The 15,472-nt window shown below is 40.9% G+C and carries 12 protein-coding genes and 1 pseudogene; 7 read left to right on the forward strand and 6 right to left on the reverse strand.

Annotated elements, in window-relative coordinates; genetic code table 11:
- The first annotated feature begins 105 nt into the window (after window positions 1–105).
- Both FTV37_RS12660 and FTV37_RS17925 read left to right on the forward strand, forming a co-directional pair.
- Window positions 106–1,275, forward strand: a pseudogene (locus FTV37_RS12660) (low temperature requirement protein A).
- Between the two features lie 93 nt (window positions 1,276–1,368).
- A complete protein-coding gene (locus FTV37_RS17925) occupies window positions 1,369–1,782 on the forward strand; it encodes a TM2 domain-containing protein (protein ID WP_257220987.1) in 414 nt (137 codons plus the stop codon).
- 40 nt (window positions 1,783–1,822) lie between these two features.
- On the opposite strand, the gene FTV37_RS12670 is transcribed toward FTV37_RS17925, so the two are convergent.
- The 5 genes from FTV37_RS12670 to FTV37_RS12690 all read right to left on the reverse strand — a co-directional run bounded on the left by FTV37_RS12670 (window position 1,823) and on the right by FTV37_RS12690 (window position 8,331).
- A complete protein-coding gene (locus FTV37_RS12670; protein ID WP_180064020.1) occupies window positions 1,823–2,422 on the reverse strand; it encodes a DUF805 domain-containing protein in 600 nt (199 codons plus the stop codon).
- A gap of 64 nt (window positions 2,423–2,486) precedes the next feature.
- Window positions 2,487–3,095, reverse strand: a complete 609-nt coding sequence (locus FTV37_RS12675; protein ID WP_078192309.1) for a DUF805 domain-containing protein — start codon at window positions 3,093–3,095, stop codon at window positions 2,487–2,489.
- A 169-nt stretch (window positions 3,096–3,264) separates the two neighbouring features.
- Window positions 3,265–4,548 carry a ribonucleotide-diphosphate reductase subunit beta gene (locus FTV37_RS12680; protein WP_078191110.1) on the reverse strand — a complete coding sequence of 428 codons (1,284 nt, stop codon included), beginning with the start codon at window positions 4,546–4,548 and terminating at the stop codon, window positions 3,265–3,267.
- A 116-nt stretch (window positions 4,549–4,664) separates the two neighbouring features.
- A complete protein-coding gene (locus tag FTV37_RS12685) occupies window positions 4,665–4,901 on the reverse strand; it encodes a CRISPR-associated protein Cas2 (RefSeq protein ID WP_180025856.1) in 237 nt (78 codons plus the stop codon).
- 598 nt (window positions 4,902–5,499) lie between these two features.
- Complete coding sequence (locus FTV37_RS12690) at window positions 5,500–8,331, reverse strand: ribonucleoside-diphosphate reductase subunit alpha (protein WP_180009864.1); 2,832 nt, start codon at window positions 8,329–8,331, stop codon at window positions 5,500–5,502.
- Between the two features lie 588 nt (window positions 8,332–8,919).
- Between FTV37_RS12690 and bfmR the strand changes: the two genes are divergently transcribed.
- Together bfmR and bfmS are read left to right on the forward strand one after the other, a co-directional pair.
- Window positions 8,920–9,636: a response regulator transcription factor BfmR gene (gene bfmR, locus FTV37_RS12695; RefSeq protein WP_067764711.1), complete on the forward strand. Its 717-nt coding sequence runs from the start codon at window positions 8,920–8,922 to the stop codon at window positions 9,634–9,636.
- 44 nt (window positions 9,637–9,680) lie between these two features.
- Window positions 9,681–11,342: a sensor histidine kinase BfmS gene (gene bfmS, locus FTV37_RS12700; protein WP_180064021.1), complete on the forward strand. Its 1,662-nt coding sequence runs from the start codon at window positions 9,681–9,683 to the stop codon at window positions 11,340–11,342.
- 92 nt (window positions 11,343–11,434) lie between these two features.
- Here the strand turns inward: bfmS and FTV37_RS12705 are convergent, their stop codons facing one another.
- Window positions 11,435–11,791 carry a hypothetical protein gene (locus FTV37_RS12705; RefSeq protein WP_180064022.1) on the reverse strand — a complete coding sequence of 119 codons (357 nt, stop codon included), beginning with the start codon at window positions 11,789–11,791 and terminating at the stop codon, window positions 11,435–11,437.
- Window positions 11,792–12,359: 568 nt separating this feature from the next.
- On the opposite strand from FTV37_RS12705, the gene ndhC reads away from it, so the two are divergent.
- The 3 genes from ndhC (at window position 12,360) to nuoC (ending at window position 15,467) form a co-directional block, all read left to right on the forward strand.
- Entirely contained in the window at window positions 12,360–12,908 is a 549-nt protein-coding gene (gene ndhC / locus FTV37_RS12710; RefSeq protein WP_180064023.1) for an NADH-quinone oxidoreductase subunit A, read from the forward strand.
- A gap of 6 nt (window positions 12,909–12,914) precedes the next feature.
- On the forward strand, window positions 12,915–13,592 hold the full coding sequence (locus FTV37_RS12715; protein ID WP_078191105.1) for an NADH-quinone oxidoreductase subunit B family protein: 678 nt from the start codon (window positions 12,915–12,917) through the stop codon (window positions 13,590–13,592).
- A gap of 87 nt (window positions 13,593–13,679) precedes the next feature.
- Window positions 13,680–15,467 carry an NADH-quinone oxidoreductase subunit C/D gene (gene nuoC / locus FTV37_RS12720; protein ID WP_078191104.1) on the forward strand — a complete coding sequence of 596 codons (1,788 nt, stop codon included), beginning with the start codon at window positions 13,680–13,682 and terminating at the stop codon, window positions 15,465–15,467.
- The last annotated feature ends 5 nt before the right edge of the window (window positions 15,468–15,472 follow it).

Below are 15,472 nucleotides of genomic sequence, written 5' to 3' on the forward strand. Positions count from 1 at the left end.
ATCCCTTTTCTAGAAAACTGTTTCTCATCTGATTTATGTAATCGACCTTGTAACTGTTTCAGGGTTTTGAAAAAATTCAGACAGAAAATAATAAAGCTGAATGCTATGTCCAAATCATTTTTATTCCCTAGTCAGTGGCTCAAACCATTGCACCCACGTGATCCATATGAGCATCATCGTGTCGCGACCTCTTTAGAATTGCTTTTTGACTTGATCTTTGTCGTTGCGATCGCAACAGCAGGGCAGCAACTGCATCATGCCATTGTTGAAAATCATTTGGCTCAGGGTTTAACGCTGTATGGCATGGTGTTTTTTGCTTTGTGGTGGGCGTGGATGAACTTTAGTTGGTTTGCCTCGGCATATGATAATGATGATGCGCTCTATCGAATCTTAACTTTTGTTCAGATTATTGGCTCTTTGGTCATTGCTGCTGGTATTCCAAGCGCTTTTCAAAAGCAGGATTTTGACGTAATTGTGATTGGTTATGCCATTATGCGTCTGGGCTTAGTTACGCAGTGGTTACGTGTTGCTAAGCACGATCTGTCCCGTCGGAAAACTGCATTACGCTATGCGTTTGGCATCATACTGGTACAAGTGGGGTGGCTGTTCTTTCATTTTTCACCGCTGCATTTCACAGTTTATCTTTTCATTTTGCTCGCAATTGCTGAACTGTCTGTTCCCATTTTTGCTGAGGCTGCAAGCCGTACACCGTGGCATGCGCATCATATAGCAGAGCGATATTCACTGCTCACCATTATCGTTTTAGGCGAATCTATTGTCGGATGCTCAATTGCCATAACCGATGCATTAACAAATCAGCGTTTTAGTACTGAACTGATTTTTCTGATGGTGGGCGGTCTGATGATGATGTTCACCATGTGATGGTCTTATTTTGATACCAGTATTGCAGAGCGTTTAAATAGCCGAAAAATGGCATTTACTTGGGGTTATGGACATTTCTTTGTCTTTATTAGTATCGCGGCGATTGGTGCAGGTTTAGCTGCCGCAGTCGATGTAGTTTCGCATGAGGCACTGATTAGTTCTGAAAAAGAAAGCTACTTTGTGGCGATCAGCCTCGTGATTTATACGACAAGTTTATATTTACTCCATGAATTGCATCATCAAAGTGGCTTTAGAAAACTTTTATATCCTTTAACCGTGGTGATTGTTTTATGTATTCCGTTGTTTATTACTCCTGCGGGTTATGCAATATTTGCGATGGCAGTGGTATATGCATTGAGATTGATGTTTACAAAATGCTATTTGGCAAGATAAGTTAATGATATGATATTCATCAATAATTCGTTATATTGCTGATGAAAATAACGTCCATGAATCATCAAATAAAGATAAAACATAGAGGATTATATGAAAGGGCAAATACTCGATTTTTCTGTTCAAAATAATACAGGCATCATCAGTGGAGATGATCAGAATCGTTATCAATTTTCTGGAAGCGATTGGAAAGGACAAACTGTTCCTGCTCGTGGACAATTTGTTGATTTTGAGACAAGTGGATTGGGTTACGCAACCGATATTTACTTAGTCGCTGTGCCGAATGCTTTAGGCACGCAATACGGTCAAAAGAGTCGTATTGTTGCTGCACTCTTAGCATTCTTCCTTGGTGGATTTGGTATACATAAATTCTATTTGGGTCGTATTGGATGGGGGATTGTGTATCTGCTATTCTGTTGGACCTTTATTCCATCCATTGTTGCTTTTATTGAATTTATTATTTATCTATGCACTTCAGATGAAGATTTTGCGCGTAAATATGGCTAAAGTTTTTTGTTAAAAGATAAGGCGCATTGTGCGCCTTATTTTATTGTTGCAGATCTCTAGCGGGTTGACCCCATTGGTTGTTCTCGGCTTTGGTGTCTGTAGCCCACCATATAATCAGTGGAATGATTCCGATGATTGTGAGCATTAAAAGTTGCCACCAACCTGAACGTCCTGTGTCATGTAGTCGACGTGCGCCAACAGCTAAGCTAGGAATGAGTAAAACGATATTGGTAATATTTTCTAGCCAAGGTTCACTACCAATAACGAAATCGCAAACAGAGGCAAGTATAATGACCAATATACAAAATAGCCAAAAGAACCAGAACTCTTTACGTCGAGCACGTCCTTCAAATTCAGCAAAATTTTTCAGTGGTTTGAATGACCACGCGAAAAAGTCATAGTTTTCCTCTTCTTCACTGTAGTTTGTTCGCGTATTCGTGGAAAAACTTTGTTGGTGTAATGCAATATAGACTTGAATCGCTTGCCCACTTTCATCCAAAGCAAAATCAACCTGTTCTCCACGTGTAGGTGGTCTTTGACCGCGCCATTCATGACCAGCAAATTGATAGTGTTTTCCATCTTCAGCACTAATCACCCCAGTATTAGTTTGAATCGAAAAATCTAGTATTTGTCCTTTCATATTTTTCCTGAGTTAATGTGCTGTAGATAGGGTGGCTACATAAATAGTAGCCACGATTTTTTATTTATTTGGCAGGTTGTCCCCATTGGTTTACTTCAGGTTTGGTTTCTGTTGCAAGCCAAATTAGAACCAGAATTGGTCCAACGAGCGGAATCATTTGTATTAACCAATACCAACCAGATTTATTAATATCATGTAAACGACGTACTGCAACAGAAAGGGACGGAATAACCATTGCTAAGATGAAAATACCTGTGAATATTCCTCTGGTTCTAAGCACTGAATCGACAATCAGAGTAATAATCATTGCGATAAGATAGACCAAAACAAAAAACCAATATTCTTTACGGCGTGCACGTCCAGTAAAGTTGGCATAATTTTTTAGACATTTGACAAACCAATCAATCATGTTGAATTTTGATTCAGCTTGGTCTTGGTTTGAAATTTTATCGAGCTGCTGTGAAATTTGTTGAATAGGATTACTGCTGCCAAGTGCATTGAATACTTGAACAGCTTGACCTTCTGGACTGATATCGAAATCTACATGATCGCCACGTTTAGGTGAGTTCTGGCCACGCCATTCTGCACCTGTAAACTCATAACGGTTTTGATCATCTCCACTGATGATGCCTGAATTGGTTTGTACTGAATAATCTAATATCTGACCTTTCATTCTGTCCTCTTTTTTTATGTGATTTTTATTAATTGATGTATTTTTATACCGTTTTATATTAGCAGAATATGAATTAAATTAAATGCATAGATTTGCTTGGGTGAATGAAATTCTTCATAAAAAAAGCGGAACACTTTGTTCCGCTTTTGATATTTCGCTGAAAAATTTATTACCAGCTTAACGCTCCACCAGTTTGGTAGTCAGTTACGCGAGTTTCAAAGAAGTTCTTCTCTTTACGTAAGTCCATCATTTCTGACATCCACTGGAATGGGTTATTCACGCCAGCAAATTGTTCAGGTAAACCTAATTGGCTCAAACGACGGTTACAGATGAATTTCAAGTATTCTTCCATCATGCCTGCATTCATACCCAATACACCGCGTGGCATAGTGTCACGAGCATATTCGATTTCAAGCATTGTACCTTCAAGAATCATTTGAATGATTTCTTCTTGGAACTCAGCAGTCCATAGGTGAGGGTTCTCGATCTTGATTTGGTTGATCATGTCGATACCAAAGTTCAAGTGCATAGATTCATCACGTAAGATGTATTGGAATTGCTCAGCAACACCATTCATCTTGTTACGACGACCCATAGACAAGATTTGGCTGAAACCACAGTAGAAGAAGATACCTTCAAGGACGCAGTAGAACGCGATCAAGTTGCGAAGCAAGATTTGGTCGTTTTCAGGTGTACCTGTTTTGAACGTAGGATCACTTAAAGATTGTGTATATTTCAGACCCCAAGCTGCTTTACGAGCCACTGAAGGAATTTCACGGTACATGTTGAAGACTTCGCCTTCGTCCATGCCTAAAGATTCGATACAGTATTGGTAAGCGTGCGTGTGAATCGCTTCTTCAAATGATTGACGTAAGATGTACTGACGGCATTCAGGGTTGGTGATGTGACGGTAGATTGCAAGAACCAAGTTATTTGCAACCAATGAATCCGCAGTCGAGAAGAAACCTAAAGAACGCATAACAATGGTACGCTCATCTTCGGTCAAGCCATTTTCAGACTTCCAAAGTGCGATGTCATGGTTCATGTTCACTTCTTGCGGCATCCAGTGGTTTGCACAACCGTCTAGATATTTTTGCCAAGCCCATTCGTATTTGAACGGTACAAGTTGGTTTAAGTCAGCGCGGCAGTTGATCATCGCTTTATCGTCAACTTGAACACGCTGAGCACCCATTTCTAGCTCTTCTAAGCCAGGTGCAACGTCTAGATTTTCTAGAGCGTTAGATGCTCTTGCCAACGGATCGGTTGGATCTGTTGGTCGATTTGTACTGGTTCGAGCGGGTTGTGCAGCTGCCAAATTCGGCGATGAGTGCTGTGCATTAGATACCACTTGCGAATCAGTCGTTTTTTGCGGTTCGACGGGCGCAGGCTGGTGAGCTTGTGCAGCTTGTTTCGGTTCATCATCTTCGAAATCGTCCCAACTTAGGATAGACATGGGATTCTCCTCACTTTATTTAAAAAGCAATGAACCCCATTTTGAAATAGAGAAGAGATTATAAACCTCTCCCTATTTCAAAACCATTTATTATGATTAATAAATGGGCGGGGTATTTACTCCTTTAATATGTTTAATAAATTTTGGTCAATTGGGAAAACCGCAAAACGGTCATCATGATCAACGCAATGCCTAAAATCATTCATGATTTCATCAGAAGATTTAGTGGTATTTAATAACCAAATCGACTTTTGTAATCTTTGGTGTTCATATAGTCCAAGAGTTTGATAAATCTTAGAATAATTTGAACGTGGTTTATTTTTTAAATCGTAACTTAAGCACCATTGGCTCATATAAAGCTCCTTTCACAATGATTGAGTTGGACTGTTTGTTTGCTTTCATTTTTAAAACTCCTAAAAACAAAGCTTTAGTTTTAAGGTGAAAATTAACAGTTGACTCAAAACTCAAAGTGAACGAAGATTTCGTTACTTTCTACTAAGAAAGTTTTCAGCCAACCGAGTTCTCGGTTATCTGAGATTGATGGAGGGGATATTGCAGTATCCCCAACATTTTTCCCAAATCCTTTCTAAATCTCCAATTACTTTCTATCTTTCATAATCTTTGATCTAGGTTTGATTGTGTATTTCTACATTATCAAAAGAAGTAATTCTGTCTATAAAACTACTTATTTTGATTACGCGATTTATATGCCTTGAACCAGAAATAGGCGATCGGGACATAAAAAGTCAAAATAAAGGAAACCACCAAGGCGATAAGCCCTAACTGATAGTTATGCGTCATATGTGGCATGGTGGTGTCCTTTATTTATTTTTAATTTTTTAAATCTCCCCAAACCCCTCTTTAAAAAAAGAGGGGCTTCCTTGAATCCAAAAGGGTTTTAGGAAGTCCCCCTTTACAAAGGGGGATTTAGGGGGATTAAAACCTGTCAGATTATTGACAAGCTTCACAATCAGGGTTGTCAATTGAACATGCCATTGGGACTGGAGCTGCTTGACCAAAACCTTCTTCTTCAGCAGCAACTTCAGCTTTAGGTTCTTCTTTCGCAACAGCAGTTACAGGTGCAGCAACAGTAGCAGGCTTAACCGCGTTCAATGCACCAGTGTTAATGGTTGATTTCTCAGCAGAAGTCGCACCCAATGCACGTAGGTAGTAAGTCGTTTTTAGACCACGTAACCATGCCATTTTGTACGTCATATCAAGTTTCTTACCGTTTGCACCAGAGATGTAAAGGTTAAGAGACTGAGCTTGGTCGATCCATTTTTGACGACGTGATGCAGCATCAACAATCCAACGTGGCTCAACTTCGAACGCAGTCGCGAAGATTGCTTTAAGCTCTTCAGGAATACGTGCAATTTTTTGAACCGAACCTTCGAAGTGTTTCAGGTCGTTCACCATTACAGAATCCCAAAGACCGCGATCTTTTAACGCACGTACTAGGTACGGGTTGATCACTGTGAATTCACCAGAAAGGTTAGATTTCACATACAAGTTTTGGAAAGTTGGTTCGATTGATTGAGACACGCCACAAATGTTCGAAATGGTTGCAGTCGGTGCAATCGCCATCACGTTTGAGTTACGCATACCGTCTTTTTGAACTTTAGTACGTAAAGTATCCCAGTCCAAACGTGTTGTACGGTCAACTTCGAACATACGGTCAGGACGTGCTTTTTGTACGATATCTAAAGAGTCAATTGGCAAGATACCTTGATCCCAAAGTGAACCTTTAAATGTCTCGTAAGTACCACGTTCAAGTGCCAAGTCGCTAGACGTTTGGATTGCGTAGTAAGAAATCACTTCCATAGATTCGTCAGCGAACTCAACCGCAGCATCAGAACCATAAGCCAATTTCATTTCGTATAAAGCATCTTGGAAGCCCATGATACCCATACCCACTGGACGGTGTTTCAAGTTCGAGTTACGCGCTTGAGGAACAGCGTAGTAGTTGATGTCAATTACGTTATCGAGCATACGAACAGCAGTTTTTACTGTACGAGCAAGTTTTTCACGATCTAACACACCGCCTTGAACGTGTTGTACAAGGTTGATTGAACCTAAGTTACATACTGCGATTTCATCTTCGTTCGTGTTCAGCGTAATTTCTGTACACAAGTTAGAAGAGTGAACTACACCAACGTGTTGTTGTGGTGAACGTAAGTTACATACGTCTTTGAATGTGATCCAAGGGTGACCAGTTTCAAACAACATAGACAACATTTTGCGCCATAAGTCTTTCGCACGGACTTTCTTATGTAGCATGTTGGTTTCTTTCGCAATGCCTTCGTAGTAAGCATAGCGTTCAGCAAATTCTGCACCTGTTAGGTCATGCAAATCAGGTGTTTCAGATGGTGTGAACAGAGTCCATTCAGCATCTTCGAATACACGTTGCATAAACAAGTCAGGAACCCAGTTCGCTGTGTTCATGTCATGGGTACGACGACGGTCATCACCTGTGTTCTTACGAAGTTCTAGGAATTCTTCGATGTCCAGGTGCCAAGTTTCAAGGTATGCACATACTGCACCTTTACGTTTACCACCTTGGTTAACTGCAACAGCAGTATCGTTGGCAACTTTAAGGAACGGTACAACACCTTGTGACTTACCATTCGTACCTTTGATGTACGAGTTAAGCGCACGAACTGGTGTCCAGTCATTACCTAAACCACCCGCCCATTTAGACAACATTGCGTTATCACGCATTGCGCCATAAATGTTGTAAAGGTCATCTGAAATCGTTGTTAAGTAACAGCTAGATAACTGTGGACGTAAAGTACCAGAGTTAAATAGAGTAGGCGTAGATGCCATGTAATCGAAGCTAGACAATAAATTATAGAATTCGATTGCACGTTCTTCACGGTTTTCTTCGTTCAATGAAAGACCCATTGAAACACGCATGAAGAATAATTGTGGTAATTCGAAACGTACGCCATCTGAGTGGATGAAGTAACGGTCAAATAAAGTTTGTAGACCTAAATAAGTAAATTGGTTTGAGCGTTCTGGTTGAATCGCAGCAGCCAATTTTGCAAGGTCAAAGTTAAGTAGTTCTGGAGAAAGAAGATCAAGCTCGATACCTTTCTTCAAGAAAGTTTCTAAAGCGTCGCCTTCATTCGTGTCACTATCTAAACCTAAGAACTCTAACCCTGTAGCAACAAGGTCGTTACGCAATAAACGCGCAGTCACATATGTATAGTTTGGTTCTTGTTCGATACGTGTACGAGTAGCCATCATCATGGTCGTTGAGATGTCTGACTCTTTTACGCCGTTATAAAGGTTTTTTACAGTCTCATCGATAATCGCTCGAACATCGATGCCTTCTAAACCTTCAGCTGCTTTGACAATATTTGCCTCAAGTGCGCCAAGATCAAGCGGTTTAAGCTGACCGTTTGAACCTGTCACTTGTAAAGTAGGGTGGTGGTGAGCACCAGTTTGTTTACGAGCTTCGGCACGTTGTTCGCGGTAAATCACGTAAGAGCGAGCAACTTTTTGCTCACCTGTACGCATAAGCGCAAGTTCAACCTGATCCTGAATTTCTTCAATATGAATGGTACCGCCAGAAGGTAAACGACGGTTAAAGGTATTCAATACCATCTCAGTTAATTGAGAGATACGGTCATGAATACGGCTGGAGTCAGCGCTTTGCTGGCCTTCAACGGCCAAGAACGCTTTACCAATCGCCACAGAGATTTTTTCTGCATCAAAAGGTGCAACGTCACCGGTGCGTTTAATCACCTGAATTTGACCAGGGGTTGAATTCGTTACGCTCATGCTAGCATAGCTCCATTTGTCATCTATTTTTATGTTAGGACCGTTTGAACTGGGCAATTTTTATGCCACAGTGTTTGAGGTTTAAACACAAGACCTAGTGGTTTAAAAATTTATTGAACACAAGATACGGGAAAATTCAGGGTATATCAATATTGACATTTTACTAAATGCTTTGAACTTTTCTGGCAGAAATCCATCTCAAAAAATCCCTATTTTTTATCTTTGTTATATATGCCTTATCCGACAAGGGCATAGCATAGCAAAGTCGAAAAAGAGTGCTTATAGATAACATTGTGGATAACTTCAGAAAGCCTAAAAAGTTGTGAATTAATCAGTCAGTTTTTATTCGATGAAAATGTATCCAAATTTATAATTGTTGGTATTGTGAGCAATAGGTCATGGAAATGATTGGTAAATACGGCTGCAAAAATGTAGCAGGTTAAAATTTATTACAAAATACGATATTGATGTATCAGTTTGGTGAATGCCGTCTTGTTTACAATGTAAACGTGTGTATATTGCAAACTATGTTTAAGCGTATCTATCGGATTTCAAATAGGATACGCCCAATCAAATAAGGGGCAATCAATGAGCCAAGAAGAAAAGTTACCTAAAATTTTAATTGTTGAAGACGATGAGCGTCTTGCTCGTTTAACTCAAGAATACTTAATCCGTAACGGACTTGAAGTTGGGGTAGAACCAGACGGTAATCGTGCGATTCGCCGTATTATCGCTGAACAACCAGATATGGTATTACTCGACGTGATGCTTCCGGGTGCCGATGGTTTAACCATTTGTCGTGAAGTTCGTCCACACTACCATCAACCAATTTTAATGTTGACTGCACGTACCGAAGACATGGACCAAGTGTTGGGTCTAGAAATGGGTGCAGATGATTATGTTGCAAAACCTGTTCAACCTCGCGTTTTACTTGCGCGTATTCGTGCATTATTACGTCGTACAGACAAAGCACCAGAAGATGAGGTTGCACAGCGCATCGAATTTGATGATCTTGTAATTGATAATGGTGGTCGTTCTGTCACACTCAATAATGAGTTGGTTGACTTTACCAGTGCAGAATATGACCTTTTATGGTTGTTGGCATCTAATGCGGGTCGCATTCTTTCTCGTGAAGATATTTTTGAGCGTCTGCGTGGTATTGAATACGATGGTCAAGACCGTTCAATTGACGTGCGTATCTCGCGTATTCGTCCAAAAATTGGTGATGATCCAGAAAACCCGAAACGCATTAAGACCGTACGTAGTAAAGGTTATTTATTCGTAAAAGAAACCAACGGCATTTAATGTAAAATACCGTCCCTTAGTTTGGCAAAGTAGGACACTTTTACGTGTTTAAACACAGTATATTTTTGCGCGTTTATGCGGGGCTACTGATTTTAGTCTTTTTAGTCGCTACATTTGGCTATTTGCTGGTGCAAATCATTAACTACCAGCGCGCGCAAGAATATCGTGAATCGCTTACTGACGGTTTGGCTTTCATTATAAGTGAAGGTATTGCACGTCAGCCAAATGAACAACAAAAGTCAGATTGGGTGTCAGATGCATCCGATCTACTTGAGTTGCCTATTTATTATGTAAAAGCTAATCAGGTTGATTTAACCCGAGCGGAAACAAAACGTATAGAAGAGCGTAAAGCTGTAGTGCGTTGGGACGCACAAACCACAGCAGCTTATATTATTATTGGCTTAAAAGATGACCCTTCACATCTACTGTATATAAAAGCTGATAATATTTCAGAACGCCAAATGAAAGCATTGCCTGTATTTATACTGGATTATTTGGTGTATTACCCTGGTCAAGAAAAACAATATCTTGAAAAAATCCAACATCATTTTTCTTACCCAATTTCAATTCAAAATGTTCAAAGTTTGCCTTTAGATTCTGAGCAAATCGGCCGACTACGTTTAGATCACAGCATTATTTTGTATCGTGATAGTGCGACTGAGCGCGGTACAACTATTTCGATCGTATCACCAATTCCAAGCTCAACTTCAGAAGTCTTGGTCATGGGGCCGGTACCATTATTTAATTGGATGCCATTCCAGTTGGCAGCGGGTATTACATTACTAAGTTTGTTTGTCTTGAGCTTGGGTGTTTATGGTCTATTGGTGCCGATGCAACGTAAGCTGCGTGCTGTAAATTATGCGTTAAATAAAATGAAGGGCGGGGACTTATCTGTACGTCTGCCTGTCGAAAGTACCGATGAATTTGGTACTTTAGCATCGAGCTATAACTCCATGTCAGATCATATTGAGCGTTTAATTGAAGCACAGCGTGAGTTAATGCGCGCGGTATCGCATGAGTTGCGAACACCTGTGGCGCGAATTCGCTTTGGTGTAGAAATGATGGCGGATGAAGACGACTACGATTACCGGCAGCAACAAGTCGAACAGATTGATAAAGATATTGAGGCTCTAAATACTTTAATTGATGAAATCATGACTTATGCCAAACTCGAACAGGGTATGCCATCTTTGGAGTTTGAAGATGTTAGCTTGTTTGAAGTTTTAGATCAGGTCCTGATTGAAACCGAAGCCTTAAAGACGGGGAAAACCTTGGAGTTACAAGCACCACCAATTGGAGTGGTTGTGGAAACCGAGCGTCGCTATCTACACCGTGTTGTGCAAAACTTGGTGGGGAATGCCGTGCGATATTGTGATGATAAAGTGCTGATTAGTGGTGGTGTGAATGATGAAGGTATGGCTTATATCTGTGTTGAAGATGATGGCCCCGGCATTCCAGAAGAAGATCGTAAGCGTATTTTTGATGCCTTTGCGCGTTTAGATGATAGTCGTACCCGTGCTTCAGGGGGCTATGGTTTAGGCTTATCGATTGTTAGCCGTATTGCTTACTGGTTTGGCGGGACTATTGATATTGATGAAAGTCCAATATTAGGCGGGGCGCGTTTCACCATGACATGGCCTGCAACTCGTTTTAAGAAAAATAAACCGAAGTTAGATGTTAAAGAACCGAGTACCAATGAAAATTAAGTAAGCTTAGATATGTAGCTAAGCTGATTTTAGTGAATGATAAGTATAAAAAGCCATTCAATTTGAATGGCTTTTTGATATCAGTTTTCTACTTATTCCGTAATTGTTGCATCGGGTTCAATAATAGGTTTGCCATTTTTTAATGCGGCAAGAGCATCTGCATTGAAATCGATGAGTAGGGAGTTGTTTTTGGCATCGATTGAATACTGGCTAATGAGTTTTTGGTCGCCGTTTAGGGTTTCAAGTTTATATTCGTCTGCAATATTCATAATCCCGTTGAGATTGGTGGTTGCAGAAGCTAAATCTTGACGTAACAACTCATAGATATCGCGTAAATCAAAAATGGCATTTTGAGCATCAGGATGCTTATCTAAGTAGTTTTTAATATGGTGAATCACCAATTGCGCAGATAGAAAATAATCAGGTTTATGCGTAAATTCTAAAGTCATTATTGTCTCTCCGTTGTGATTGCTTTTTGTGTTTTAACTACAAATATCACACTCTTTATAGGTCGTGTCAAAGAATTGCAAAAAAGCCACAAGAAGCTAAAAAAATGCCTTTTTTACATAGAATCAATACAGCTCGGTTTTTATTTTAAGAACAGATCAAAATCAGAGGAGGTGAATAAAGAAGTAACAAAGTTGAGGTGGGGGAGTATTTATTTAATAAATGACACAGTTGATAAAAATGCGGCAAATTTGCTGTGTATGTTGAGAAATGAGGGGTTTGTTGATGAAACTGAACAGTCATAATTTTCTGATAAAATCACATAAATGTAATAATTAATAAAAAAATACGATCTAATCTAATTAAGCGATTAATCCTAATTTTAAGGGAGTAAACCCAATTTAAATGCTGAAATGATTAAAAAATCATCCTAAAGACGAATACCGATAAGCTAGCAAGAAGCCTCCTCAATCAGGTACAATTGGCGGGATTAATTTTGTGTTTGGTGTATTTGAAGGCCAATACATACATTCTTTGTTAATAAATAGGCCTGCCAGGAGTTATCCCCGCATGAGTGCCATTACTCCATACGATTGGGCAATTATTGCCTTCGTGATCGGCGTTACATTCCTTTGCGTCTTTATGCTGACCGTCCCTTTACTCCTTGGGGGTAAATCATGGGGTCGTGCTAAGCAAGAGCAGTTTGAGTCAGGTGTAGTAGGTGCTGGTGGTGCACGTATTCGCTTGTCTGCGAAATTCTATTTAGTTGCAATCTTCTTCGTGGTGTTCGATATCGAAGCACTTTACCTTTATGCATGGGCATCTTCTGTTCGTGAAACAGGTTGGGTTGGTTTTGCAGCTGCAGCAGTCTTTATTTTAGTTTTACTTGCTGGTTTGGTTTATGAATTGTCTTCTGGTGGTTTGAATTGGTCACCTTCTGACAAACGTAAAGCGGCGGGAATTAAACCTAAAATTGGTTCGCCAAATATGGATATCGCAGAAATCACACGCTTTAACTCTATTGAAGAGTTGGTTATGGACCCTACAGGTCAAATTCCAGCGCAATCATCTGGTCGTGTGAAATCTAAGTCACCGACTGCATTATCTGACAAGGAGTAAGACGGGATGAAATATACATTAACCCGTGCGAATCCGGATGCTGATCAATATCCACTTCAAGAGCGTCAAATCGTTACCGATCCGCTTGAAGAAGAAGTGAATAAAAATGTGTTCATGACTCGTTTAGAGGATGTTGCACATACAGCAGTAAACTGGGGGCGTAAAAACTCAGTTTGGCCGTTTAACTTTGGTACATCTTGCTGCTACGTAGAGTATGCAACGACTTTAACAGGCGTGCATGACTTGTCACGTTTCGGTGCCGAGGTTATTCGTGCTTCACCACGTCAGGCTGACTTGATGATTGTTGCAGGTACATGCTTCATGAAAATGGCGCCTGTAATTCAACGTTTGTACGAGCAAATGCTTGAGCCTAAATGGGTAATCTCAATGGGCGCATGTGCAAACTCTGGTGGTATGTACGACATTTATTCAGTTGTACAAGGTGTGGATAAAATCATCCCTGTCGATGTGTATATCCCGGGTTGCCCACCACGTCCTGAAGCTTTAATTCAGGCATTGATGTTATTGCAAGACCAGATTCAACTTGAGCGCCGTCCTTTATCGGCAGTGATTGGTGATGATCTTAAGCCAGTGTATAAGCCAAAGATGATGCCAGAACGTGACCGTAAGAACGCACAGCGTATTGCAGTGAAAAACTTACGCTCAATGGATGAAATTAAATAATCACTGCGACGAAATATTGATACACCCGGACTGGGTGTAATTGTCGTTTTGATTGACTGAATTTGTATTAAATAGGAAGCCAAGCCAATGGCTGAAACTGACATTGCTATGCCAGAATCAACTCCAGTTGATTCCCGCCCTGCATTTGCAATTGTAGAAGAGCTCAAAACCAAATTTGGTGAGAACTTCTACGTGCAAACGACTTTTGAAGACTTTCCAACAGTCTGGGTTGAGCGCGCACGTGTACAAGAAGTTTTAATGTTCTTGCGTACGGTGTCACGTCCATACGTGATGCTGTTTGACTTGTCTGCGGTTGATGAGCGTTTACGTACACACCGCGATGGTCTGCCTGCATCTGACTTCACTGTGTTCTATCATCTGTTATCGCTTGAGCGTAACAGTGATATTCGTATTAAGGTTGCATTAGCTGAGAATGATGTAAACATTCCAACCGCAACTAATATTTGGCCGAATGCCAACTGGTACGAACGTGAAGCTTACGACATGTTTGGTATCAACTTCGAAGGGCATCCAATGCTCCGTCGTATCTTGTTGCCAACATATTGGGAAGGTCATCCATTACGTAAAGAATATTCTGCACGTGCGACCGAATACACGCCTTATCGCCAAAACCAAGCGAAACAGGATTACGAACAAGAACATCTTCGTTTCGTACCTGAAGATTGGGGTATGAAGCGTGGGAACGATGATGAAGACTTCATGTTCCTAAACTTGGGTCCTAACCATCCATCTGCGCACGGTGCCTTCCGTGTGATCTTGCAGTTGGACGGTGAAGAAGTGAAAGACTGTGTACCTGACATTGGCTATCACCACCGTGGTGTGGAAAAAATGGCTGAGCGTCAAACATGGCACTCATTCATTCCGTATACAGACCGTGTTGACTACTTAGGTGGTTGTGCGCAAAACATGCCTTACGTTCTTGGCGTAGAGCAAATGGCAGGGATTACGGTTCCTGATCGTGCACAATGTATCCGTGTCATGATGTCTGAATTGTTCCGTATCAATAACCACTTATTGTTCATTGGTACTGCGATTCAGGATGCCGGCGGTATGACCCCAGTATTCTATATGTTTGCTGACCGTCAAAAAATCTATGACGCGATCGAAGCGATCACGGGTTACCGTATGCACCCAGCATGGTTCCGTATCGGTGGTACAGCGCACGACTTGCCAAACAACTGGCAGCACCTCATTCGCGAAATCCTAGATTGGATGCCGAAGCGTATGAACGAGTATTACACTGCAGCACTTAAAAACTCAGTGTTTATCGGTCGTACCCGTAATGTTGCTCAATATGATGCTAAATCTGCATTGGCTTGGGGTGTAACGGGTACTGGTCTACGTGCTACAGGTATTGATTTCGATGTTCGTAAATACCGTCCGTATAGCGGCTACGAAAACTACGATTTCGATGTGCCTTTAGAGTACGAAGGCGATGCTTATGCACGTGTTCTTGTTCACTTCCGTGAAATTGAAGAATCGCTGAAAATCATCAAGCAATGTTTAGACAACATGCCTTCTGGTGCATACAAAGCAGACCATCCACTGGCTGTTCCACCACCAAAAGATAAAACTTTACAAGACATCGAAACATTGATTACGCACTTCTTGAGCGTGTCATGGGGTCCTGTAATGCCAGCAGGCGAAAGCTCTGTAATGGCGGAAGTGGTAAAAGGTGCGTCGAACTACTACTTGACTTCAGACAAGTCAACGATGAGTTACCGTACACGTATCCGTACACCAACCTTCACGCACTTACAGCAAATGCCTTCTGTGATTAACGGCAGCTTAATGTCTGACTTAATCATTTATTTAGCGACAATTGACGTCGTAATGGCTGACGTGGATCGCTAAGGGGT

Origin of the sequence: Acinetobacter sp. YH16042, from assembly GCF_013417245.1 — a bacterium.
In the GTDB taxonomy this organism is placed as follows: domain Bacteria; phylum Pseudomonadota; class Gammaproteobacteria; order Pseudomonadales; family Moraxellaceae; genus Acinetobacter; species Acinetobacter amyesii.

What these genes read in the sequence shown, in the direction of transcription:
- FTV37_RS17925 (WP_257220987.1), top strand. Translation starts at nt 1,369, where the DNA reads ATGAAAGGGCAAATACTCGATTTTTCTGTTCAAAATAATACAGGCATC.
- FTV37_RS12670 (WP_180064020.1), bottom strand. Translation starts at nt 2,422, where the DNA reads ATGAAAGGACAAATACTAGATTTTTCGATTCAAACTAATACTGGGGTG.
- FTV37_RS12675 (WP_078192309.1), bottom strand. Translation starts at nt 3,095, where the DNA reads ATGAAAGGTCAGATATTAGATTATTCAGTACAAACCAATTCAGGCATC.
- FTV37_RS12680 (WP_078191110.1), bottom strand. Translation starts at nt 4,548, where the DNA reads ATGTCTATCCTAAGTTGGGACGATTTCGAAGATGATGAACCGAAACAA.
- FTV37_RS12685 (WP_180025856.1), bottom strand. Translation starts at nt 4,901, where the DNA reads ATGAGCCAATGGTGCTTAAGTTACGATTTAAAAAATAAACCACGTTCA.
- FTV37_RS12690 (WP_180009864.1), bottom strand. Translation starts at nt 8,331, where the DNA reads ATGAGCGTAACGAATTCAACCCCTGGTCAAATTCAGGTGATTAAACGC.
- bfmR (WP_067764711.1), top strand. Translation starts at nt 8,920, where the DNA reads ATGAGCCAAGAAGAAAAGTTACCTAAAATTTTAATTGTTGAAGACGAT.
- FTV37_RS12705 (WP_180064022.1), bottom strand. Translation starts at nt 11,791, where the DNA reads ATGACTTTAGAATTTACGCATAAACCTGATTATTTTCTATCTGCGCAA.
- ndhC (WP_180064023.1), top strand. Translation starts at nt 12,360, where the DNA reads ATGAGTGCCATTACTCCATACGATTGGGCAATTATTGCCTTCGTGATC.
- FTV37_RS12715 (WP_078191105.1), top strand. Translation starts at nt 12,915, where the DNA reads ATGAAATATACATTAACCCGTGCGAATCCGGATGCTGATCAATATCCA.
- nuoC (WP_078191104.1), top strand. Translation starts at nt 13,680, where the DNA reads ATGGCTGAAACTGACATTGCTATGCCAGAATCAACTCCAGTTGATTCC.